The following is a 23,302-nucleotide window of genomic DNA, read 5'->3' on the forward strand; positions in this document are numbered from 1 at the left end:
CGCGAGCTCAGCCCGAGAAGTCCGAGTCATCGGTCCAGGCGGCGATGTCGACGCCGTGGTTGTCGGGCGAGGTGAGGGTCCACCACTCCGGCGCGTGGGAGTCGTCGGCCATCCGCCCGCCCGCGGCCAGCGCCGCCGCCACGCGGGCCTCGATCTGGTCGCGTGGCACCGAGATGTCGATGTGGGTGCGCCCGCGGCCGGGTCTGGGCGGGTCGAGCGGGTGGAACCACACGTGCGGACCGCGTCGGAGGGGATCCACCGCGTCCTCGCCGCCGAGCGGGTCGTAGCCGAGCGCGGCGCTCCAGAACGGGCGCACGTGCGCGTCGGGCCCCTGTGCGACGGCGATGCCGACGACGGTGAGCACGGACGGGTCGGGCTCGAGGCCGAGTGCGCGCGCCGCGCGTGAGACGGATGCGGCGAGATCGGCATCCGCCCTGCTCAGCGCACCGTCGCGACGGCTGAACGTCTTGACGAAGACGCCTTCGGGGCGCAGGTCGATGTCGGGGTGATGGTCGAGTCCTTCCGCGATGGCGACGACCTCCGCCACGAGCCGGGCGGCATGGGCGAGCGACTCGGCGCGGAAGAAGGCGTGCGCGCCCCAGTAGAGGACGCGCCAGTCTTCCACGCCGTCGGAAGCGTGGAAGTCGAGCGCGCTGATGGTCTGGACCTCCGCTGCGAGGGTTCCGTCGCCGAGAGGCGGCTGGGCGAGGATGAGCCGGGCCAGCTGCTGCGGCCGCGTCAGCTGCGGCCAATGACCGGTCGGCAGGTCGACGTAGGTCACGTCGCGGAGGCGCGCGAACTCGCGGACGGGCGGCGCGCCGGAGTCGATCCAGCCGCGCAGGTCGGCGACCGTGTACTCGGTCGCGACGGCGGTGACGGGGATGTCGAGGCGGCGTTCGTCGGAGAGGCGCTGGACGCCCGTGACGACGCCGGCGGGCGACGGGATGGCGTAGGCGCGGAACGCGGTCATGCCGCCCTCGCCCAGATCGCGGAGGTCGGCCTCTTCGAACTCGCTCCACTGCGGCAGCGGGAGTTCGCCGCCCTCCGTCGCGAACCCGTCGAGCAGAGGGTCGCCGTGGGCCGTCGGGAAGCCGCCGACGAGGATGAGGCGGGCCACCCGATCGGGGCGCGCGTCGGCCGCAGCGTAGACGATGCCGGCGCCGGCGGAATGCCCGACGAGGACGACCTTCTCGCCGGGCGCCTCGTCGATCGCCGCCACGACCGCCGCGACGTGGTCGGCGAGCGTGATCGCCGAGCGGTCGGCGTCGGCGGACTGCATGCCGGGAAGAGTGAGCGGCACGGGGCGGTGGCCGGCCCGCTCCAGCGCGGGAGCCACCTCGTACCACGCCCACCCGCCCATCCACAGGCCTGCCACCAGGATGATGTCCATGCGCGCTCCTCGCGACTCGCCGGTGTCGTCAGTGTCGCCCGCACCGCCGACATCCGCCACGATTCCGGTGGATCGGGAATACGTCAATCCTCCCTGCGATTGTGGATGATACCCCTAGGGGGTATAACGGAATCGTACTTCGACGAGGAGATCACCGTGACCGATCCGCATCGCGACCACGCCGACGGCACCGCCGTCCCCGGTCCGAGCTCGCTCCAGACGGCGCACGACCCCGACCATGCCGACCACACAGCCCACCACGACGCCGCGCACGAGGACGCCGACCACGGGGCGCACGCCCGCCACATGGATCACGGCGCCCACGGCGGCATGGACCACGGCGCCCACGCCGGCCACGGCGCGGACCACGTCGCGCGCTTCCGCCGGCTGTTCTGGATCAACCTCGCGCTCGCCGTGCCCGTGGTGGCGTCCTCGGGGATGTTCGCGATGGTGCTCGGCTACACGCTGCCCGACGCGCCCTGGGTGCGGTGGATCTCGCCGGTGCTGGGCACCGTCATGTACTTCTTGGGCGGCTGGCCTTTCCTGTCGGGCGCCGTGTCGGAGTTGCGGGCGCGCAAGCCCGGCATGATGCTGCTCATCGGCCTCGCCATCACGGTCGCCTTCTTCGCGTCGTGGGGCGCGAGCCTCGGACTGCTGCACCACGAGCTCGAGTTCTGGTGGGAGCTCGCCCTCCTCATCGTCATCATGCTGCTCGGCCACTGGATCGAGATGCGCTCGCTCGCGCAGACCACGTCCGCCCTCGATTCGCTCGCGGCGCTCCTCCCCGATGAGGCCGAGCGCGTGGAGGGCGACCGCATCCTCACGGTGGCTCCTTCGGCGCTGCGGCTCGGCGATGTCGTGCTCGTGCGCCCCGGTGGCAGCGTTCCCGCCGACGGCCGGATCGTGGACGGCGGCGCCGACATGGACGAGTCGATGGTCACGGGCGAGTCCCGCCCGGTCGCGCGCGGCGTCGGCGATCGCGTGACCGCCGGCACGGTCGCGACCGACTCCGGCCTTCGGGTCGAGGTGACCGCGACCGGCGACGACACCACGCTCGCCGGCATCCAGCGGCTCGTCGCCGAGGCCCAGAGCTCGACGTCGCGCGCACAGCGGCTGGCCGATCGCGCGGCCGGCTGGCTGTTCTGGTTCGCGCTGGGGGCCGCCGCCCTCACCGCCATCGTGTGGACCGCGTTCGGGATCCCCGACGAAGCGGTCGTGCGCACCATCACGGTGCTCGTGATCGCGTGCCCCCACGCGCTGGGCCTCGCGATCCCGCTGGTGGTCTCGATCGCGACCGAGCGGGCCGCGCGCGGCGGCGTGCTCATCAAGGACCGCCTCGCGCTCGAGAGCATGCGCACGATCGGCGCCGTACTGTTCGACAAGACGGGCACGCTCACCAAGGGCGAGCCGATCGTGGTCGACGTGGCCGCCGTGGAGGACCTCGACGCCGACGGCGTGCTCGCGCTCGCCGCGGCGGCCGAGGCCGACAGCGAGCACCCGCTCGCGAAGGCGATCGTGCGCGCCGCCCACGAGCGCGGTGTCTCCCTCCCGCCTGCGACCGGCTTTCAGTCGTCGCCGGCGGTCGGTGTGACCGCGACCGTCGACGGACGGGTGGTGCGGGTCGGCGGCCCGCGCCTGCTCGAAGAGGTCGACGCGACCCAACTGGCGGCCGCGGAGGCCTGGCGCGACCAGGGCTCGATCGTGCTCCACGTGGTGCGCGACGGCACGGTCGTCGGAGGCCTCGCGCTCGCCGACGAGATCCGACCCGAGTCGCGCGAGGCGGTCGACGCCCTGCACAGGCTCGGCGTCGAGGTCGTGATGATCACGGGCGATGCCGAACCCGTCGCCCGGTCGGTCGCCGAGGCGCTCGGCATCCGTCGCGTCTTCGCCGGCGTGCGTCCCGAAGACAAGGAGCGCAAGGTCGCCGAGCTGCAGAGCGAGGGGCTCGAGGTCGCGATGGTGGGCGACGGGGTCAACGACGCACCCGCGCTCGCGCGCGCCGACGTCGGCATCGCCATCGGCGCCGGCACCGACGTTGCGATCGGGTCGGCCGGGGTCATCCTGGCGTCGAGCGACCCCCGCTCGGTGCTGTCGGTGATCGAGCTGTCGCGCGCGAGCTATCGCAAGATGACGCAGAATCTGTGGTGGGCCGCCGGGTACAACCTCATCTCGGTGCCGCTCGCCGCCGGCGTGCTGGCCCCCATCGGGTTCGTGCTGCCGATGTCGGTCGGCGCGATCCTGATGTCGCTGTCGACGGTCGTGGTGGCGCTGAACGCCCAGCTGCTGCGCCGCCTCGACCTCCGTCCGGAGCAGAGCACCCGCGCCGTCCTCGACCGCTGACCGGATGACGGATGCTGCGGCCCGGCGCCGGGTCGCAGCATCCTTCGTCCATGCCGCCCGGGGTCGCAGCTGGGCCCACGCGCCAGAGGCTCCGCGCAGCGCGCCAGCGATGCGTGGAGGGGCGTGGGGACCGTCGCCCGTGCCGCCAGGGTCGCAGGGATAGGGTTTGAGGATGACGACGACTCCTCCCGGCTGGTACGACGACGGTCATGGCGCACTGCGCTGGTGGGACGGAGCGCGGTGGACGGAGCACGTCGCCCAGCCCGACGCGGAGACCTCGCCGGCGCCGACCGAGGCGGAGATCCTCGCGAGCGACCTCGGTTTCGAGCAGCAGGGCGCAGACGGCAGCCCGGTGCCTGTGGGTCAGCCCGAGGCGTCCGCGTACGCGGCGCAGCCCGAGCCTTCGGGTCGGCCCGGCGACCCCGCCGCGGCGGGGTCGCCGCCGGCGGAGGGGTACCCGCAGGGCGTCTACCCGGGCACCCCCGCCGGGGTCGCACCCACCGGAGGAGGATTCACCGCGGCCACCGAACCGCGCAGCAAGTCGAAGCTGTGGATCGTGTGGGTGGTGCTGGGCGTCGTGCTGCTCGGCATCGTGATCGCCGCGGCGGTCGTGATCCCGCTGCTGCTCCTGTCGGCGTCGACCGCCAACAGCGCCGGCCAGTCCGACGACGAGCGCGCCGCCGTCGCGACCGTCGGACTGTACGACGAAGCGTGGCAGGAGGGCGACTGCGACAAGCTCGGCGCCGCCACGACCGAGGGCTTCCGTGAGACGGTCTCGCTGACCGATTGCACCGTCTTCGAGGACCAGGCCGCTGCCTTCAGTGCCGGTGTCGAGGACTACCGGATCAACGTCACCGACGTGGAGACGATCGGCGACGAGATCACCGTGATCACCGACGAGACCTACACGGCCCTCGTCGACGAGAACGGCGATCCCAGCGAGCCGACGGACAGCTCGCTCGGGTATCAGTACACGCTGGTCGAGTCCGACGGCGACTGGCTGATCGACGCCATCGACACGGAATGACCGCGCCCGAGACGGCGCGACCCCCGCACGACGCCCGATTCATCCTCGCCTGCGTGGGCATCGGCCTGCTTGCGGGCCTCCTGTCGGGTCTGTTCGGCGTCGGCGGCGGCACGGTCATCGTGCCGTTCCTGGTGCTGTTCCTCCACTTCGATCAGCGCCTCGCCGCGGGTACCTCGCTCGCGGCGATCGTGCCCACGGCGGCGGTGGGGGTCATCTCCTATGCCGTGCACGGCTCGGTCGCGTGGATCCCCGCCCTGCTGCTCGCCGCCGGCGCGGTGTTCGGCGCCCAGATCGGCACGTGGCTGCTGCCCCGGCTCTCGCTGACGGTGCTGCGGTGGGCGTTCGTCGGCTTCCTCGCTGCCGTGATCGTCAGCCTCTTCGTCGTGATCCCCTCCCGCGACGCCGAACTCTCGCTCACCTGGCTGAGCGGCGCCCTGCTGGTCGTGCTGGGTGTGGTCACCGGCATCCTGTCGGGACTCATCGGCGTCGGCGGCGGCATCATCGTGGTTCCCGCGCTGATGGTGCTGTTCGGCACGAGCGACCTCGTCGCCAAGGGCACGTCGCTGCTCATGATGATCCCGACGGCCGTGTCCGGCACCGTCGGCAACATCCGCCGGCGCAACGTCGATCTGGTGGCGGCGGCGGTCGTCGGCCTCGCCGCGTGCACCACGACGGCTCTCGGCGCGTGGGCGGCGACGCTCATCGACCCGTTCGTCGGCAACATGCTGTTCGCGGCGTACCTCGTGGTCATCGCCGTGCAGATGGGCATGCGCGCATGGCGCGGGCGTCCCCGCCCGGCGACCGGGCCGGCCGGGGCGGGGGAGCCCGCTCGGTAGGATGGCCTGGTGCCAGTGAACCCCGAGCTCGTCGGCCGCGACTTCCCGCCGACGACCCCCTACCTCGTGGGTCGCGAGAAGGTGCGCGAGTTCGCGCGCGCCGTCTTCGCCGACGACCCGCAGCACACCGACCCCTCCGCCGCGCAGGCGCTCGGCTATGCCGACGTCGTGGCGCCGCCGACCTTCGCGATCGTCGTGACCGACGCCACGCTCCAGCAGCTGCTCGGCGAGCCCGACTCGGGCATCGTCCTCAAGAACGTGCTGCACGCCGAGCAGAGGTTCCGGTACTCGCGGCCGATCGTCGCGGGCGACGAGCTGACGGCGAGGCTGTCGGTCACGGGCATCCGCGCGATGGGCGCAGCCGCGATGGTGACCAGCGAGTCCGAGATCACCGACGCCGCGGGCGGCCACGTCGTCACCACCACGTCCGTCCTGCTGGTGGGGGAGGGCGACGAGTGAGCGCGCTCGAGAACCTGACCGTCGGCGACGTCGTCGCCGAGCGCACCGTGCACCTCACCCGCGAGTCCCTCGTGCGCTACGCCGGGGCTTCCGGCGACTTCAACCCGATCCACTACCGCGACGACGTCGCCACCGCCGTCGGCCTGCCGGGCGTGCTCGCTCACGGCATGCTGACGATGGGGCTCGCCGTCGGCACGCTCGAGTCGTGGGTGGGCGACACCGGCCGCATCCTCGAGTACGGGGTGCGCTTCACCAAGCCCGTCGTCGTCGACCCCGAGACCGGCGCCGACGTGACCGTCGTCGCGAAGGTCGGCGCGGTCGACGACGACTCCGCGCGCATCGACCTCACTGTGTCGTTCGAGGGCGCGACCGTGCTGGTCAAGGCGCAGGTGCGCGTCCGGACCACCTGACAGATGCGCGAAGTCACACCCGTCCCGCTCTCGCGGCTCACCACGCTGCGCACCGGCGGCGCGCCGGAGCGCATGATCGACGCCGCCACGACCGACGAGCTCGTCGCCGCCCTGCGCGACGTGTGGGCGTCGGGCGACGACTGGCTCGTGCTGGGCGGCGGGTCGAACCTGTTCGTCGGCGACGAGCCCTTCGGCGGCACCGTCGTCCGGGTGCTCACGAAGGGCATCGAACGGATGCCGTCGCCCCTGCCCGGACGCGTGCGCCTCACGGTGCAGGCGGGCCACGACTGGGACGACCTCGTCGCGTACGCGGTGTCGGCGGGGCTCGGCGGCGTGGAGGCGATGTCGGGGATCCCTGGAACCGTCGGCGCCGCACCGGTGCAGAACATCGGTGCGTACGGGCAGGAGATCGTGCAGACCCTCAGCGAGGTCGAGCTCCTCGACGAGTCGACCGGCGAGGTCTCGACCGTGCCGGCCTCCGAGCTCGGGCTGGGCTTCCGCACCTCGGTGCTCAAGCATCACTACGGCTCGGTTCCCGCGCGGCGCGCGGTGATCCTCACGGTGACGCTGGACCTGCCCGAGATCGGCGAGGGCGCGCGCCGCATCGCGGGCGACCAGCTCCGCACCGCGCTGCGCCTCGGACCCGACGACGAGGTGACCCTCGCGTGGGTGCGCGACCGCATCCTCGAGACCCGCCGCGCCAAGGGGATGGTGCTCGACGCCGACGACCCCGACACGTACAGCGCCGGGTCGTTCTTCCAGAACGCGGTGGTGTCGGCATCCTTCGCCCGCACGCTTCCCGAGGCGTGCCCGCGGTGGCCCGTGCACCCCGACCTGGATCCCGTGCTCGTCATCCCGCTGGCGAACTTCGACGGCTACGTGCCCGCGCCCACCACGGTCGAGTCGGACGTCAAGGTCAGCGCCGGCTGGCTCATCGAGCACGCCGGCGTGCGCAAGGGGTTCAAGCTGCCGCGTTCGCGCGCGGGACTGTCGACCAAGCACGCCCTGGCGCTGACGAACCGAGGCCATGCGACCGCGGCCGAGCTCGCCGAGCTCGCCCGTTTCATCCAGGGCCGCGTGCAGTCCGAGTTCGGCCTGATCCTGCAGCCCGAGCCGGTGCTGGTGAACGTCGAGCTCTGACACTCGGCTGTTTGCTGCGTCCGAGTGGGGCCGTCGTCCTCCTTCGAACAGCGTGGCCGGGCGGGCGCAGACGCAGGAACGCGGATGCCTCGGGGCGAGGCATCCGCGTTCCGGAAAGGACGCGCGGGGTTACGACGCGAAGAGGCGCTGCAGGCGCTGCACGCCCTCGAGGAGGGCGTCGTCGCCGAGGGCGTACGACAGGCGCAGGTAGCCGGACGGGCCGAAGGCCTCGCCGGGCACCACCGCGACCTCCGCCTTCTCGAGGATGAGGTCGGCCAGCTCGAGCGAGGTGGTCGGCGTGACGCCCGCCCACTCGCGGCCGAGGAGTCCGCGCACGTCGGGGTAGGCGTAGAAGGCACCGAGCGGCGTGGGCACCTCGACGCCGTCGATCTTCGACAGCTCCGCGACGATCGTCCGCCGGCGGCGGTCGAAGGCCTGGCGCATCTGCTCGACCTCGTCCTGCGGGCCGCTGAGGGCCGCCAGCGCCGCGCGCTGCGCGATGTTGTTGACGTTCGAGCACAGGTGCGACTGCAGGTTCCCGGCGATCTTGATCGCGTCCTTGGGGCCGACCATCCAGCCCAGGCGCCAGCCGGTCATCGCGTAGGTCTTCGCGACGCCGTTGACGAGGATCGTCTGGGCCGCAGCATCCGGAACCGCCTCCACGATCGACACGGCGCGCGTGCCTTCGTAGACCAGGTTCTGGTAGATCTCGTCGGAGATGATCCAGATGCCGTGCTCGACAGCCCAGCGGCCGATCGCCTCGGTCTCTTCGAGCGTGTACACCGAGCCGGTCGGGTTCGACGGCGACACGAACACGAGTGCCGTGGTCTTGTCGGTGCGAGCGGCCTCGAGCTGCTCGACGGTCACCTTGTAGTCCTGGTCGGCCCCGGCGAACACCTCCACGGGGATGCCGTCGGCCAGCGCGATCGCCTCGGGATACGTCGTCCAGTACGGTGCCGGCAGCAGCACCTCGTCGCCCGGGTTCACCACGGTCTGGAAGGCCTGGTACACGGCCTGCTTGCCGCCGTTGGTGACGATGATCTGCGACGGGTCGACGTCGAGGCCCGAATCGCGCAGCGTCTTCGCGGCGATCGCCTCGCGCAGCACGGGAAGCCCGGCGGCGGGCGTGTAGCGGAAGTTCGCGGGGTTGTGCAGCGCCTCGGCGGCGGCGTCGACGATGAACTGCGGCGTCGCGAAATCGGGCTCGCCCGCGGCATACGAGATGACGGGCCGGCCGGCGGCCTGCAGGGCCTTCGCCTTGGCATCGACCTTCAGGGTCGCGGACTCGGCGATGGCGGAGAGCTTGCGGGAGAGCGGTGCGCGTTCTGTCACGCTTCGAGCGTAGTCCGCGCGGCGCAGGGGTTCAGCCGTTGATCGCGCACGCGTGGCCTGCGGGTGTGCGCGATGCGCGCGCGGCACGACGGAACGTCCGGTCGGTAAGCGCTCTTCCGGATCGGCCCGGTCGCGCGATACCCTGTGCGTCGTGGACGCCTGGATCTGGGGAGCCGTCGTGCTCGCCATCGTGCTCGTCATCGCCGGTGGGATCGCCTGGTGGCTGGCGCGCGGGTGCGTGCTCACCATGATCGGCGCCACGGGTGCCATCGTCGGTGGCCTCGTCGCCCTCGTCAGCCTCGTGCTGCTGCTCGACCCCGAGGTCGGGCTGCGCGTGGCGTTCATCGTCACCGTCGGCTCGGGGGTGTGGCTGCTCGCCTGGGCGCTGGCGGGCGGCATCCGCGGCCAGCGCCTGCTCCGCGCGGAGGAGCGGGCGGCTGCCGAGGCCGCCGTCCCCGTACCGGTGACGATCGCACACGGTCACTGACCGGGTCGGTCCCGCCGTCGCGCGGGAGCGCACGGTGGACGCCGGCATCCACCGAATGGGGGATGCCTTCTCCTGCGGATGACCGCTGGGCGCAGCATCCGTCCTCCGCGACGCTGGAAGCATGCAGACACAAGCGGTGCGGGTGCGGAACCTGCGCAAGACCTACGGCGACCGCACGGTCGTCGACGGCGTGTCGTTCGAGATCGAGCGCGGCGAGACCTTCGCACTCCTCGGGCCGAACGGCGCCGGCAAGTCGACCACCGTCGAGATCCTCGAGGGGTACCGGCGGCGCACCGGCGGCGACGTCGAGGTGCTCGGCGTGGACCCCGCCACGGGCGGCCTCGACCTCAAGGCGCGGCTCGGGATCGTGCTCCAGTCGACGGGCCAGTCCGGCCTCGTCACCGTCCGCGAGCAGCTGCGGCAGTTCGCCGGCTTCTACCCGGATCCGCGCGACGTCGACGAGGTGATCGCGGCCGTCGGCCTCGAGGCGCAGGCGAGGACCCGCATCTCGAAGCTCTCGGGCGGTCAGCAGCGGCGGGTCGACGTGGCCCTCGGCATCATCGGACGCCCCGAGCTGCTCTTCCTCGACGAGCCCACGACGGGCTTCGACCCGCACGCGCGGCGCGAGTTCTGGGAGCTGATCCGGCGGCTGCAGGCCGAGGGCACGACGATCGTGCTGACCACCCACTACCTCGACGAGGCGGCGCAGCTCGCCGACCGCGTCGCGGTGATCGCGGAGGGCCGGCTGAGGGCCATCGGGCCCGTGGCGGGGTTCGGCGGCGAGGCCGCGCGTGTTCCGATCGTGCGATGGGTGGAGAACGGGATGCTGCGGCACGAGCGCTCCGAGGACCCGTTCGCGTTCGCGACCGCCCTGGCCGCGCGGCTGGGTGAGGCACCCGCCGAGCTCGAGATCGTGCGCCCGAGCCTCGAGGACGTCTACCTCGGGATGGTCGGCGAGACGACCACCGACGCGGCCGCGGGGGCGGCCGCCGAGAAGAAGGGAGCGGTGCGATGAGCGCCACCGTCGAGAGGACCCGCACCGCGGGCAGCCGTCTGCGGCGGGGACGCCGCAACGTCATCAGCGTGGGAGTCTGGCGCACGCGGTTCGAGCTGATGCAGTACTTCCGCTCGGGCGACACGCTGTTCTTCACGTTCCTCTTCCCCGTGTTCATGCTCGGGCTGTTCAGCGTCGCGTTCGGGTCGGACGGCGACGTGCAGATCGCCCCCGGCGTGCCGCCGATCTCGATGGCCGAGCTGTACCTGCCCGGCATGATCGCCGCCGGCCTGCTGCTCTCGGGATTCCAGAACCTCGCGATGGACATCGCGATCGAGCGGTCCGACGGCATGCTCAAGCGACTCGGCGGCACGCCGCTGTCGCCGGTGAGCTACTTCATCGGCAAGATCGGCCAGGTGCTGGTCACGGGAGTGCTGCAGTCCGCCCTGCTGCTGGTGTTCGCGTCCACGGTGCTCGGGGTCGAGCTGCCCACCGAGCCCGAGCGGTGGGCGACGTTCGCGTGGGTGTTCGTCCTCGGCATCACGACGTCGGCCCTCCTCGGTGTCGCCCTGTCTTCCGTGCCGCGCACCGCGAAGAGCGCGACCGCGGTGGTCGTGCCGATCGCCCTCGCGCTGCAGTTCATCTCGGGCGTGTACCTCACGTTCTCGCAGCTGCCGGAGTGGCTGCAGAACGTCGCCGGTCTCTTCCCGCTCAAGTGGATGGCCCAGGGCATGCGCGCGGTGTTCCTGCCCGACGCGTACGCGACGCTCGAGCAGAACGGCGAGTGGAACCTCGCCGGAGTCGCGATCGCGCTCGGGATCTGGCTGGTCGTGGGGCTCGTGCTCTCGCGCGTCACCTTCCGCTGGATCCGGCGCGACGCATAGCCTGACGGTGCCCGGGCGTCCGCGGAACGCGCGGACACCGGGCGCCGCATCGACGAAGGGGAGAGGGAAGCGATGCTGACGAAGCGGGGATGGGACACGATCGTGTCGATCGTGTGCGCCGTCATCGCCATCGCGCTCGTCTTCCTCTTCCCACCCGCGACGGCCGCGCGCACCGCGATCGCGCTCGGATCGATCGGCCTCTTCGTCCTGGGTTACGCCATGATCGGCCGAGACGCGATCGAGCCGCCGCGCGCGGCGTGGCGGTACCCCGCCTTCCTGTCTGTGGCGGCCGTCGCCGCGGGGATCGGCGCGGGCGCGGCTCCGTTCATGGCGATGCTCCAGACTCTGGCGTACCCCCTCGTGTGGGTGATCGGCGACTCCCGGCGTCGCGGCATCGGCGGATCCGCGGTCATCGCGGGGAGCGTCTTCGTCGGGGCGAGCTTCGGGTACGGCATGAACCTGGATTCCCTGCTCGCGGGTGGGACCACCGCGGTCTTCTCCCTCTCCTTCGCGATCGCCATCGGCCTGTGGATCGCCCGCATCGCCGAGTACGGCGAGGAGCGGGAGCGCCTGCTCGCCGAGCTGACGGCGGCCCAGAGCCAGGTCGAGGCCCTCAGCCGAGAGCGCGGCGCGTCCGCGGAGCGCGAGCGCCTGGCCCGCGACATCCACGACACCTTGGCGCAGACGCTCGCAGGGCTCGTGATCTTCGCCGAGCGGGCGGGCCGGCAGTCGAGAGAGGGACAGACGGATGCTGCCGCCACCACGATCGCGACGGTCGAGCAGGTCGCGCGCGACGCCCTCGCCGAGGCGCGCGCCCTGGTCGCCCGCACGGCGGCCGTTCCCCGGGAGCCGGCCTTCGGCGCCGCGGTCGAGCGGCTCATCGAGCGGTTCCGCGAGCACGGCGCCTCGCGCATCGAGCTCGACACCGCCGGCGTGCGGGGTCGGCTGGATCGCGAAGCACAGGTCGTGCTGCTGCGGTGCCTGCAGGAGGCGCTGTCGAACGTGACCAAGCATGCGGCAGCCGCGAACGTCGCGGTGCGCGTGGCGGTCGCGGCGGACGGCGCGGCGGTGCTCGAGGTGAGCGACGACGGACGCGGGTTCGACACCGCGAAGCCGGGGAGCGGGTTCGGACTGGACGGCATGCGCGAGCGCGTGGCGCTCGCGGGCGGAACCTTCGACGTCGCCTCGGCGCCGGGCGAGGGCACGACACTGACGGTCAGGCTTCCCGCGGCGTCGCAGGACGCGCAGGACGCCGCGGGTACGTCGGTCCCCGTGGCGTCGAGCGGGGCGGGGGATGCGGTGAGCGACTCCGTGCGGACGAAGGGAGATCGCCCGTGATCCGGCTGCTCATCGCCGACGACCACCCGGTGGTGCGCGCCGGTCTCGCGGGGCTGCTCTCGGACGAGCCCGGCTTCGAGGTCGTGGCCGAGGCATCCGATGGCGACGAAGCCGTGCGTCTCGCGGCCGCGACCCGTCCCGATGTCGTGCTGATGGACCTGCGCATGCCGCATGTCGACGGCGTGGCCGCCACCGCCCGGATCGCCGGCGGGGAGGCGGGCGAACCGCCGCCCCGCGTGCTGATCCTCACCACGTACGAGTCCGACGACCAGATCCTCGCGGCCATCGAGGCCGGCGCGACGGGGTACCTCCTGAAGGCCGCGCCGCAGGCCGAGATCGTCGCCGGCATCCGCTCGGTGGCGGCGGGGCAGTCCGCGCTGTCGCCTCAGGTCGCAGTGCGGCTCGTCGAGCGGATGCGGCGGCCCGAGCCCGAGACCGTCCTCACGGCGAGAGAGCTCGACGTGCTGCGGCTGGTCGCCACCGGGCACAGCAACAAGCAGATCGCCGTCGCCCTGGGCATCGGCGAGTCGACCGTGAAGACGCATCTGCTCAAGGTCTTCGAGAAGCTCGGCGTCGCCGATCGCACCCGCGCCGTGACCCTCGCCATGGAGCGCGGCCTGCTCGCGTAGCGCCGCGACGGACGACGGATGCCGCAACCCGGGTCGGGTTGCGGCATCCGTCGTTCTTCGTCCTGGTGGGACTCAGTTGAACTGGTTCATCGTGTTGTGCTGGCCGCCCGCCTTGAGGGCGGCGTCGCCGGCGAAGTACTCCTTGTGGTTGTCGCCGATGTCGCTTCCGGCCATGTTCTGGTGCTTCACCGTGGCGATGCCCTCGCGGATCTCGCGACGCTGGACGCCCTTCACGTAGGCGAGCATGCCCTCGTCGCCGAAGTAGCCCTTGGCGAGGCTGTCGGTCGACAGAGCCGCCGTGTGGTACGTCGGGAGCGTGATGAGGTGGTGGAAGATCCCGGCGCGGGCAGAGCCGTCGCGCTGGAACGTGCGGATCTTCTCGTCGGCCAGCCGCGCCAGCTCGGTCTCGTCGTACTCGACGCTCATCAGGTCGCCCCGGTCGTACGCCGAGACATCCTCGCCCTGCTGCGCGAGAAGGTCGTACGCCTGCTGGCGGAAGCTGAGCGTCCAGTTGAACGACGGGCTGTTGTTGTAGACGAGCTTCGCGTTCGGGATCACCTCGCGGATCGCGTCGACCATGCCCGCGATCTGCTCCACGTGCGGCTTCTCGGTCTCGATCCACAGCAGGTCGGCGCCGTTCTGCAGCGACGTGATGCAGTCGAGCACGACACGCTCCTCGCCGGTCCCGGAGCGGAACTGGTAGAGGTTGCTCGCGAGACGCTTCGGGCGCAGCAGCCTGCCGTCGCGCTTGATGACGACGTCGCCGTTGCCGAGGTCGGCGTCCGAGATCTCTTCGACATCGAGGAACGAGTTGTACTGATCGCCGAGGTCGCCGGGCTCACGCGTGACGGCGAGCTTCTGCGTGAGGCCGGCGCCGAGCGAGTCGGTGCGGGCCACGACGATGCCGTTCTCGATCCCCAGCTCGAGGAACGCGTAGCGCACCGCGTTGAGCTTCGCGATGAAGTCCTCGTGCGGAACCGTGACCTTGCCGTCCTGATGGCCGCACTGCTTCTCGTCCGACACCTGGTTCTCGATCTGGATGGCGCACGCACCCGCCTCGATCATCTTCTTGGCGAGGAGGTAGGTGGCCTCGGGGTTGCCGAAGCCGGCGTCGATGTCGGCGATGATCGGCACCACGTGGGTCTCGTGGTTGTCGATCTGCGACTGGATGAACTCGACCGCGGTGTCGTCGCCGGCGGCCCGGGCGTCGTCCAGCTGGGTGAAGAGCAGGTCGAGCTCGCGGGCGTCGGCCTGGCGGAGGAACGTGTACAGCTCCGCGATCAGCGCGGGCACCGCGGTCTTCTCGTGCATCGACTGGTCGGGAAGGGGTCCGAACTCCGAGCGGAGCGCGGCGACCATCCACCCCGACAGGTACAGGTAGCGCTTGTTCGTGCTCTTGAGATGCTTCTTGATCGAGATGAGCTTCTGCTGCCCGATGAAGCCGTGCCAGACGCCGAGCGACTGGGTGTAGACCGACGAGTCGGCGTCGTACTCGGCCATGTCGCGGCGCATGATGTCGGCCGTGTACTGGGCGATCTCGAGTCCGGTCCGGAACCGGTTCTGCGCCCGCATGCGGGCGGCGGACTCGGGGTCGATGGCATCCCAGCTCGAGCCGTGCTGCTCCTTGAGCGCCCGGATGGCTTCGATGTCGTCCTGGTAGGCAGTCATTTCTCTTCCTTGCTGTTCGTCGTGGTGGTCGGGGGTGGGGGGATCCGTCGTCGGCGGATCAGTCGCCGTCGACCAGGAACTTCGTGTAGGCCGGCAGCGTGAGGAACGCCGGGAAGTCCTGGCCGAGCGCGACCTCGCGGAAGATGTCCGCCGCATCGTCGAAGCGATCCCCCTCGCGACGCTCCACCTCGCCCAGCACCTGGTCGATCAGGCCCTCGATGTAGTCGCGGGTGATCGCCGTGCCGTCATCGGTCGTCTGGTCCTGGTGGATCCACTGCCATACCTGCGAGCGCGAGATCTCGGCGGTGGCGGCATCCTCCATGAGGTTGTCGATCGCGACGGCGCCGAGGCCGCGCAGCCACGCCTCGATGTAGCGGACCGCCACCGACACGTTGCCGTGCACGCCGGCCGCCGTGACCGGGCGCCCGATGTGGACGTCGATGAGGTCGGCCGCCGACACCTCCACCTCAGGGCGCTGACGGTCGAGCTGGTTCGGGCGCTCGCCCAGCACCGCGTCGAACTCGGCACGGGCCACCGGGATCAGGTCGGGATGCGCGACCCACGTGCCGTCGAACCCGTCGCCGGCCTCGCGCTTCTTGTCGGCGGCGACCTTCTCGAACGCGCGCTCGGTGACCTCGGGGTCGCGGCGGTTCGGGATGAAGGCGCTCATGCCGCCGATCGCGAAGGCGCCGCGCTTGTGGCACGTCTTCACGAGCAGCTCGGTGTAGGCCCGCATGAACGGGACCGTCATCGTGACCTCGCTGCGGTCGGGCAGCACGAAGCGCGCGCCGCGGCCGCGGTAGTTCTTGATGATCGAGAAGATGTAGTCCCAGCGGCCGGCGTTCAGGCCCGCGATGTGGTCGCGCAGCTCGAACAGGATCTCCTCCATCTCGAACGCGGCCGGCAGCGTCTCGATGAGCACGGTCGCGCGGATCGTGCCGTGCGGGACGCCGACGTACTGCTCGCTGAACGTGAACACGTCGTCCCACAGCTTCGCCTCTTCGCTCGACTCGAGCTTGGCGATGTAGAAGTAGGGGCCGCGGCCGTTCGCGATCAGCTGCTGAGCGTTGTGGAAGAAGTACAGCCCGAAGTCGACAAGAGAGCCCGACGCGGCCATCGTGCGGCCGGTGCGGTCGGTGAACCGGATGTGCTGCTCGGGCAGGTGCCAGCCGCGCGGGCGCATCACGATGGTCGGCGTCTCGGTCGCGGTGACCTCGTAGCGCTTGCCTTCGGGGCTCGTGAACAACAGTTCGCCGCGGATCGCGTCGCGCAGGCTCAGCTGGCCCTCGATGACGTTCTGCCAGGTCGGGCTCGTGGCGTCCTCCTGGTCGGCCAGCCACACCTTGGCGCCGGAGTTCAGCGCGTTGATGGTCATCTTCGGGTCGGTCGGGCCCGTGATCTCGACGCGACGGTCCTCGAGGCCGGGGCCGGCGCCCGCGACCTTCCAGTCGGCGTCCTCGCGGATGTGACGGGTGTCGTCGCGGAACTGCGGGTCGTGTCCGTTGCCGATCTCGAAGCGGCGGCGCATGCGGTCGGCGAGCCGGTCGTGGCGGCGGGCGCCGAAGCGGTGGTGCAGCTCGGTGAGGAACGCGAGCGCTTCGGGCGTCAGGATCTCGTCGTAGCGCGGCGCGAGACGGCCGGCGATCTCGATCGAGGGCTCGTGCGTCTGGGTGGGGATGGGGCCGGTGCGCGTACGCATCGGGGTGGCGGTCGCAGGTGTCATGTCCCTGCCTTCCTGTGTGGGTATGTCCACCTGTCGCGAAGTGCCGGAGTCAGTGCCACATCGTGACGGGTGAACGGGGTGTCGAGTTCTGGGGCGGATGCCTCCGAACCGGCGGTGTCGGCCGGGTCGAGGCATCCGTGATCCGCGTCTGGCTGGATCGGTGGTTCGTCGTGACACCACTCTGGGGTGAAGTTCGGGGGTTGAACCGACGAATTCGGGTGTGAAGTTTTCCGGTATTTCTGCTTTCGTGACAGAATCGCGGCATGACGACGACGTTGACCTCCGATCTGCGCGGTGAAGTCCCGGACGATGATGAGGTGGACCCCCTCACCATCGGCCGCCGGATCCGGCAGCTGCGCACCGATCGCGGCATGACGCTCGAAGAGCTCGCCGCCGCCGTCGACCGTGCGCCGAGCCAGCTGTCGATGATCGAGAACGGGCGGCGCGAGCCGAAACTCACGCTGCTGCAGGCGATCGCGCGCGCGCTCGGCTCCTCGATCGACGCGATCCTCGAGTCCGAGCCGCTCGACGAGCGCGCGACCCTCGAGATCTCGCTCGAGCGGGCGATGCGCGGTCAGACGTTCCAGGCGCTCGGCATCCCGCCGTTCCGCATCGGCAAGACGGTGCCGACCGAGGCGCTCAAGGCGATGCTGGCGCTGCAGGGCGAGATCGAGCGGCTGCGCGACGAGCGCGCCGCGACCCCCGAGGAGGCGCGCCGTGCGAACGTGGCGCTGCGCAAGCTCATGCGCACGCAGAACAACTACTTCGCCGAGCTCGAGCAGCAGGCGCGGCGCATCCTCGAAGCGGTGGATCACCCCGGCGGTCCGCTCACCCAGCGCACGGCGTCCGATATCGCGGCTCACCTGGGCTTCACCCTGCACTATGTGCCCGACCTGCCGCAGACGACCCGGTCGGTCGCCGACATCAAGAACGGCCGGCTGTACCTGTCGAGCCGGCTCACCACGAAGGGCGACCCGCGCACGGCGGTGCTCCAGGCGCTGTCGAGCCGCATCCTCGGACACCGCGAGCCGACCTCGTACGCGGACTTCCTCCGTCAGCGGGTCGAGACGAACTACCTCACCGGCGCGCTGCTCATCCCCGAGTCGCACGCGGTGCCGTTCCTGCAGGAGGCCAAGGCGGACCGCTCGCTCTCGATCGAGGACCTCCGTGACGCCTACTCGGTGTCGTACGAAACGGCAGCGCACCGCTTCACGAACCTCGCGACGGTGCACCTCGGGCTACCCGTCCACTTCCTCAAGGTGCACGAGTCCGGCGTCATCACGAAGGTCTACGAGAACGACGACGTGAACTTCCCGACCGACCGTCTCGGCGCGATCGAGGGCCAGATGTGCTGCCGCAAGTGGACCTCGCGCGTCGTCTTCGACGTCGACGACCACTTCAACCCGTACTACCAGTACACCGACACCGGCAACGGCACGTACTGGTGCACCGCCCGCGTCGAGCTCTCGAGCGAGGGCGCCCACTCGATCAGCGTCGGCGTGCGCTTCGACGACACGAAGTGGTTCCTCGGCCGGGACACCCCCAACCGCGGGGTGTCGAAGCACTCCGTCGAGGTCTGCTGCCGTCGCGCGCCGGCCGAGCTCGAGGCGTCGTGGCGCGAGCAGTCGTGGCCCAACGTGCGCACGCCGCGTACGCTGCTGGCGACCCTGCCGACCGGCTCGTTCCCCGGCGTCGACACGACCGACGTGTACGAGTTCCTCGAGGCGCACGCGCCGCGCTGAGTCGGCCCTGGCACGCTGTCTCCTGATCCGGACGACGCGGTGTGCGAGGCAAGGCGGGTCAGTGGCGGCCGGCGACGAAATCCGCGACGTGCGCGGGCCATGCGGTGCGGGCGGAGGATCCGGATGCCTCGGCCCGATCCGCCATCCGATACGCGGTGTAGATCGCGTTCACGGCGGTCCAGCGCAGCGGCTCGACCTCCCAGCGCCTGGTGCGGTGGCCCACCCAAGGGAGCCGGGTGAGGTCGGTGTCGCGCTCGAGCACGAGGTCGGCGAGCGTGCGGCCCGCGAGGTTCGTCGCGGTGACGCCGGTCCCGACGTAGCCGCCGGCCCAGCCGAGGCCGGTCTCCCGGTCATGGACGACCGTGGCCGACCAATCGCGTGGCACCCCGAGCACGCCGGCCCAGGCGTGCGCGACCGGTACGCCCGCAGCATCCGGGAAGAACTCCCGCAGCAACCGCGTGAGCGATGCGATCGTGCGCTCCTGGGTGGTGCCGTCGGTGTCGACGCGCGAGCCGTAGCGGTAGGGCACGCCGCGCCCGCCGAACGCGATGCGGTCGTCTGCGGTGCGCTGGGCGTACATGTACACGTGGGCGAAGTCGCCGAGCGTCTCGTGCCCGTCCCAGCCGACGGCGTCCCAGAACGACCGCGGCAGCGCCTCCGTCACGATCATCGATGAGTTCATCGGCAGCCATGTGCGGTGCTCGCCGCGGAGGTCGGCGGTGAATCCCTCGGTGGCCCGCAGCACGTGGGCCGCGCGCGCGGTGCCGCGGTCGGTGATCGCCCGCCCGGGCGCGATCTCGCGCACGTGGGTCTGCTCGTGGATCGGCACGCCGAGTCGCTCCACCGCCTCGGCGAGCCCGCGCACCAGCTTCGCCGGGTGCACGCGGGCGCAGTGCGGGTGCCACGCGGCGCCGAGCGAGCCGGCGATGCGGATCCGGGATGCTGCGGCCGCAGCATCCAGCCATTCGATGTCGGTGTGCGGCCAGGCCTGCTCGGCCGCGACGGCCGCACGCAGGCGCGCGAGCTGCGCCGGCGTGCGGGCGACGCCGTACTCGCCGCCCTTGACGACGTCGGCGTCGATGCCCTCGCGGGCCGCGACGGCGATCACCTCGTCGACGGTCTCGTTGAGCGCCCGCTGCTGCGCGATCGCGGCGTCGCGGCCGTGCGTCTCGGCATACCGCTCACGGCCCCCGGTGACCGTGTTGGTGAGCCACCCGCCATTGCGACCGGACGCGCCGAACCCGGCGAACCGCTGCTCGAGCACGACGACCCGCAGGTCGGGCTGCGCGCGCTTCAGGTAATACGCGGTCCACAGGCCGGTGTAGCCGCCGCCGACGATCGCGACGTCGACGTCGGTGTCGCCCGGGAGGGGCGCGCGCGGCGCCGGCGTGCCGCCGAGGCTCCGCCACCACCACGACACCTCGCCGTTGTGCACCGGCGCGTGATCGAGTTGCGAGCGGCCACCGGGTTCCGTCATAGCCCCATCCTTGCCGGTCGCGTCGCCGGTGCGCCGAAACGGAGTGTTGCGAACGCCGGCGCCCTCGGACCGATCGTGCGCCACCTGTCTTTTCGGTCAATGAACTTCCGGCTCACACAAGCGACTTCGTGTGAGCCGGAAGTTCATCGGGCTTGGGCGCCGGGTGGGGGTGCGTCGTGTGAGCCGGAAGTTCATCGGGCTTGGGCGCCGGGTGGGGGTGCGTCGTGTGAGCCGGAAGTTCATCGGGTCTGGGCGCCGGGTGGGGGTGCGTCGTGTGAGTTGGAAGTTCATCGGGTCTGGGCGCCGGGTGGGGGTGCGTCGTGTGAGGCGGAAGTTCATCGAGGTTTTGAGAGTGTTCGAGCGCCCGGAACAGCGCGGACGCCGAGCTCCGACGGGGATCAGACCGACGAGTCGAGGGCGCGCAGCGCCGCCCACAGCTCGGCGCGGGTCGCGAACGACGAGAGATCGCGACTCAGCACGCGCTCGATGAGGGCGAGCCGGGTGCGCACGGTGTGGCGGTGGACGCCGAGGGCCTGAGCGGATGCCTCGTGCGAGCAGTCCTCGTCGAGCCACACCCTCAGCGTCTCGACGAGGCGCGTGCCCTGTGCGGCGTCGTGGTCGTACAGCGGGGCGAGCTCCGCTCTCGCCAGCGCGCGGGCCTCGTCGGTGAGCGCCGACAGGACGCCGGTGCGGGCGACCTCGGCGAACTCCGTGACGGGACGGATGCCGCGGTCCCGCGCGACGCGCGCCTGCCCGAGTGCCGCGGCGAACCCGTCGTAGCCGGTCGGGTCCGACAGCCCGACGCGCACGTCGAAGCGACCGACGAGCTCGTCGATGCTCGACCTGTCGTCCGCGGGCACGACCAGCACGAGCCCGTCCTCGCCACGGCCGAAGAACAGCGCGCCGCGGCGCTCGTCGGCCCAGAGCTCGAGGAGCTCGGCGATGCCGTCGACGCGTGCGGTCGCAGCATCCGTCACTCCGACGACCACCGGAGCGGACGGCAGCGGTCCCCACAGCTCTCGCGAGGTGCGACGGGCGAGGGCCGGGTCGCCGGTGAGCAGCGACTGCACGAGGCCGGCGCGCAGCGCGTTGCGCGCGCGGCCGAGGCCCTGCTGCTGCTCGAGCGCGAGTCCGGCCATGGCGATGACGGCGGTCACGACCACCCGTCCCTCCTGGTCGAGATCGCCGGCCGCGATCGCGATCACGCCGCGCAGGTGCCCCCCGCGGCCGAGGGTCTGGAGCGAGAACGGCGTGTCGCCGATGTGCAGCGAGGAGCCCGCCCGCGCGCCGCGGTGCAGCACGCCGGTCACCTCTCGCTGAAGCGCCGCCGCCGTCTCGGCGCCGAGCCCCCCGGCGGGATGCTCGCGCGCGAGCTCGCCCGCCGCGTCAAACATGCCCACCCACGTGTCGAGCTGCTTCGCCAGCTCGGCGACCGTCGCCCCGAGTCCATCGGGGCGCAGCGCCGCCAGGGCGATCGCCCGCTGCGCCGCCAGCGCCCAGCTCCGCCGCGCGTACGCCTCGGCGGCGATCGCCTCGGCGTTGGCCCGGGCCACCGCGATGAACGGCGTGCGGTACGGGACCTCGAACAGCGGCATCCGTTCGTCTCGGCACGCGTCGACGAGGGCGGGCGGAATGCCGGCGCGCACGACCTCCGTGCCGAAGCCGAGGCCCACCACGCCGCGCGCGGCCAGGCGGTGCACGTAGGAACGATAGACCGCCGCCGCGTCGGCGTCGTCGCCCGACGGGAACTGCGTGCCGGTGGTCAGCAGCACGAGCCCCTCGGAGAGGAACGGCGTCGGGTCGGCGAGGTCGGAGCTGTGCACCCACCGGATGCCGCGGTCCAGGGCGCTCGGGTCGAGGTCGTCGCCGGCGAGCGACAGCTTCAGATCCCGCCGGGCGAGGAGGGCGCGAAGGGTGGGGGCGTCGGCGTCCATGATGCTCCGAGTGTACGGCTCGTACACTAGGCCGGACAGAATGTACATTGAGGCGGGTGCGCCGGTTCCCGACCGCGACATACGCTCCCGAGCATGAGCAGCGCAGCCGACACCATCACCGCAACGCCCCTCGGCGGTCCGACGCTTCCGCAGGAGCGCCGCCTGGTCACCAGCATCCCCGGTCCCCGCTCGCAGGAGCTCCTCGACCGCAAGGCGGGTGCGGTCGCCGCTGGCGTGGGCCACACCGCGCCCGTGCAGGCCGTCGCGGCCGGCGGCGGCGTCATCGTCGACGCCGACGGCAACTCGCTCATCGACCTCGGCTCGGGCATCGCCGTCACGACGATCGGCAACGCGCACCCCAAGGTCGTCGCGGCCGTGCAGGAGCAGGTCGCCCAGTTCACCCACACGTGCTTCATGATCGCGCCGTACGACTCGTACGTGTCGGTCGCGGAGGCGCTCAACCGCATCACGCCAGGCGACCACGCCAAGAAGAGCGCGCTGTTCAACTCGGGCGCCGAGGCGGTGGAGAACGCGGTCAAGATCGCCCGCAAGTACACCGGCAAGCAGGCCGTCGTGGCGTTCGACCACGGCTACCACGGCCGCACCAACCTCACGATGGCGCTCACCGCGAAGTCGATGCCCTACAAGAGCGGGTTCGGCCCGTTCGCGTCGGAGATCTACCGCGCGCCGCTGTCGTACCCCTACCGCGACGGGCTCGACGGAGGCCTCGCGGCCAAGAAGGCCATCTCGATGATCGAGAAGCAGGTCGGCGCCGACAACCTCGCCGCGATCATCATCGAGCCCATCCAGGGCGAGGGCGGCTTCATCGTGCCCGCCGACGGCTTCCTGCCCGCCCTCGTCGAGTGGTGCCGCGCGAACGACGTGGTGTTCATCGCCGACGAGATCCAGACCGGCTTCGCCCGCACGGGGGAGATGTTCGCGAGCGACGTGTTCGGCATCGTGCCGGACCTGATCACGACCGCCAAGGGCATCGCGGGAGGCCTGCCCCTCGCGGCCGTGACGGGCCGGGCCGAGATCATGGACGCCTCGCACGCGGGCGGCCTCGGCGGCACCTACGGCGGCAACCCCATCGCGTGCGCCGCCGCGCTCGCCGCGATCGACGTGTTCGAGAACGACGGGATGCTCGAGCGCGCCCGCGAGATCGAGACCATCCTGAAGGGCCGGCTGCGCGAGCTGCAGGCTTCCGACCCGCGCGTGGGAGACGTGCGCGGGCACGGCGCCATGATCGCCGCGGAGTTCGTGGACCCCGCGACGGGCGAGCCGGACGCCGCGCTCACCGCCGCGGTCGCGAAGGCGTCCATCGCACAGGGCGTCATCGTGCTCACCTGCGGCACCTACGGGAACGTGATCCGCTTCCTGCCGCCGCTGTCGATCACCGACGACCTGCTCCACGAGGGCCTGGACGTCGTCGCCGCAGCGCTCGCTGCCTCTTGATCACGGATGCTGCGGCCGCCGCCCGCGCGGTGGTCGC

At 71.5% G+C, this 23,302-nt stretch carries 19 protein-coding genes; 13 read left to right on the top strand and 6 right to left on the bottom strand.

Annotated features, from left to right (window positions below):
• Positions 1 to 7 precede the first annotated feature (7 nt).
• On the bottom strand, positions 8 to 1,390 hold the full coding sequence (locus ACFQ7C_RS06700) for an alpha/beta fold hydrolase (RefSeq protein ID WP_378898730.1): 1,383 nt from the start codon (positions 1,388 to 1,390) through the stop codon (positions 8 to 10).
• A gap of 156 nt (positions 1,391 to 1,546) precedes the next feature.
• Here ACFQ7C_RS06700 and ACFQ7C_RS06705 point away from each other — a divergent pair, with 156 nt between their 5' ends.
• The 6 genes from ACFQ7C_RS06705 (at position 1,547) to ACFQ7C_RS06730 (ending at position 7,602) form a co-directional block, all read left to right on the top strand.
• Positions 1,547 to 3,730, top strand: coding sequence for a heavy metal translocating P-type ATPase (locus ACFQ7C_RS06705; RefSeq protein ID WP_378898731.1), 2,184 nt, complete (start codon positions 1,547 to 1,549; stop codon positions 3,728 to 3,730).
• A gap of 172 nt (positions 3,731 to 3,902) precedes the next feature.
• Entirely contained in the window at positions 3,903 to 4,757 is an 855-nt protein-coding gene (locus ACFQ7C_RS06710) for a DUF2510 domain-containing protein (protein ID WP_378898732.1), read from the top strand.
• Positions 4,754 to 5,593, top strand: coding sequence for a sulfite exporter TauE/SafE family protein (locus ACFQ7C_RS06715; protein ID WP_378898733.1), 840 nt, complete (start codon positions 4,754 to 4,756; stop codon positions 5,591 to 5,593). The genes ACFQ7C_RS06710 and ACFQ7C_RS06715 overlap by 4 nt, the downstream gene beginning before the upstream one ends.
• Positions 5,594 to 5,602: 9 nt before the next feature.
• Complete coding sequence (locus ACFQ7C_RS06720; protein ID WP_378898734.1) at positions 5,603 to 6,052, top strand: MaoC family dehydratase N-terminal domain-containing protein; 450 nt, start codon at positions 5,603 to 5,605, stop codon at positions 6,050 to 6,052.
• Complete coding sequence (locus tag ACFQ7C_RS06725) at positions 6,049 to 6,462, top strand: MaoC/PaaZ C-terminal domain-containing protein (protein ID WP_378898735.1); 414 nt, start codon at positions 6,049 to 6,051, stop codon at positions 6,460 to 6,462. Before ACFQ7C_RS06720 ends, ACFQ7C_RS06725 begins: the two co-directional genes overlap by 4 nt.
• Before the next feature lie 3 nt (positions 6,463 to 6,465).
• Entirely contained in the window at positions 6,466 to 7,602 is a 1,137-nt protein-coding gene (locus ACFQ7C_RS06730; RefSeq protein ID WP_378898736.1) for a UDP-N-acetylmuramate dehydrogenase, read from the top strand.
• A gap of 129 nt (positions 7,603 to 7,731) precedes the next feature.
• Here the strand turns inward: ACFQ7C_RS06730 and ACFQ7C_RS06735 are convergent, their stop codons facing one another.
• Complete coding sequence (locus ACFQ7C_RS06735) at positions 7,732 to 8,934, bottom strand: pyridoxal phosphate-dependent aminotransferase (RefSeq protein WP_378898737.1); 1,203 nt, start codon at positions 8,932 to 8,934, stop codon at positions 7,732 to 7,734.
• A gap of 151 nt (positions 8,935 to 9,085) precedes the next feature.
• Between ACFQ7C_RS06735 and ACFQ7C_RS06740 the strand changes: the two genes are divergently transcribed.
• The 5 genes from ACFQ7C_RS06740 to ACFQ7C_RS06760 all read left to right on the top strand — a co-directional run bounded on the left by ACFQ7C_RS06740 (position 9,086) and on the right by ACFQ7C_RS06760 (position 13,266).
• Positions 9,086 to 9,421, top strand: a complete 336-nt coding sequence (locus tag ACFQ7C_RS06740) for a hypothetical protein (RefSeq protein ID WP_378898738.1) — start codon at positions 9,086 to 9,088, stop codon at positions 9,419 to 9,421.
• 121 nt (positions 9,422 to 9,542) lie between these two features.
• On the top strand, positions 9,543 to 10,436 hold the full coding sequence (locus ACFQ7C_RS06745) for an ABC transporter ATP-binding protein (RefSeq protein WP_378898739.1): 894 nt from the start codon (positions 9,543 to 9,545) through the stop codon (positions 10,434 to 10,436).
• A 98-nt stretch (positions 10,437 to 10,534) separates the two neighbouring features.
• Positions 10,535 to 11,299 carry an ABC transporter permease gene (locus tag ACFQ7C_RS06750; RefSeq protein WP_378898867.1) on the top strand — a complete coding sequence of 255 codons (765 nt, stop codon included), beginning with the start codon at positions 10,535 to 10,537 and terminating at the stop codon, positions 11,297 to 11,299.
• A gap of 72 nt (positions 11,300 to 11,371) precedes the next feature.
• Positions 11,372 to 12,637 carry a sensor histidine kinase gene (locus ACFQ7C_RS06755; protein ID WP_378898740.1) on the top strand — a complete coding sequence of 422 codons (1,266 nt, stop codon included), beginning with the start codon at positions 11,372 to 11,374 and terminating at the stop codon, positions 12,635 to 12,637.
• A complete protein-coding gene (locus ACFQ7C_RS06760; RefSeq protein WP_378898741.1) occupies positions 12,634 to 13,266 on the top strand; it encodes a response regulator in 633 nt (210 codons plus the stop codon). The genes ACFQ7C_RS06755 and ACFQ7C_RS06760 overlap by 4 nt, the downstream gene beginning before the upstream one ends.
• A 72-nt stretch (positions 13,267 to 13,338) precedes the next feature.
• On the opposite strand, the gene ACFQ7C_RS06765 is transcribed toward ACFQ7C_RS06760, so the two are convergent.
• The gene (locus ACFQ7C_RS06765; RefSeq protein WP_378898742.1) at positions 13,339 to 14,934 is read right to left on the bottom strand and encodes an isocitrate lyase; all 1,596 of its coding nucleotides are present in this window, start codon (positions 14,932 to 14,934) and stop codon (positions 13,339 to 13,341) included.
• Positions 14,935 to 14,992: 58 nt separating this feature from the next.
• Complete coding sequence (gene aceB / locus ACFQ7C_RS06770) at positions 14,993 to 16,633, bottom strand: malate synthase A (RefSeq protein WP_378898868.1); 1,641 nt, start codon at positions 16,631 to 16,633, stop codon at positions 14,993 to 14,995.
• 287 nt (positions 16,634 to 16,920) lie between these two features.
• On the opposite strand from aceB, the gene ACFQ7C_RS06775 reads away from it, so the two are divergent.
• Complete coding sequence (locus ACFQ7C_RS06775; RefSeq protein ID WP_378898743.1) at positions 16,921 to 18,399, top strand: helix-turn-helix domain-containing protein; 1,479 nt, start codon at positions 16,921 to 16,923, stop codon at positions 18,397 to 18,399.
• A gap of 58 nt (positions 18,400 to 18,457) precedes the next feature.
• Here the strand turns inward: ACFQ7C_RS06775 and ACFQ7C_RS06780 are convergent, their stop codons facing one another.
• The gene (locus ACFQ7C_RS06780) at positions 18,458 to 19,876 is read right to left on the bottom strand and encodes an NAD(P)/FAD-dependent oxidoreductase (RefSeq protein ID WP_378898744.1); all 1,419 of its coding nucleotides are present in this window, start codon (positions 19,874 to 19,876) and stop codon (positions 18,458 to 18,460) included.
• A gap of 398 nt (positions 19,877 to 20,274) precedes the next feature.
• Complete coding sequence (locus ACFQ7C_RS06785) at positions 20,275 to 21,810, bottom strand: PucR family transcriptional regulator (protein WP_378898745.1); 1,536 nt, start codon at positions 21,808 to 21,810, stop codon at positions 20,275 to 20,277.
• Positions 21,811 to 21,903: 93 nt separating this feature from the next.
• On the opposite strand from ACFQ7C_RS06785, the gene gabT reads away from it, so the two are divergent.
• Positions 21,904 to 23,265 (top strand): 4-aminobutyrate--2-oxoglutarate transaminase, encoded by a 1,362-nt coding sequence (gene gabT, locus ACFQ7C_RS06790; protein ID WP_378898746.1) that lies wholly within the window; start codon positions 21,904 to 21,906, stop codon positions 23,263 to 23,265.
• The last annotated feature ends 37 nt before the right edge of the window (positions 23,266 to 23,302 follow it).

This window comes from Microbacterium sp. NPDC056569 (genome assembly GCF_042793475.1).
Classification (GTDB): Bacteria; Actinomycetota; Actinomycetes; order Actinomycetales; family Microbacteriaceae; genus Microbacterium.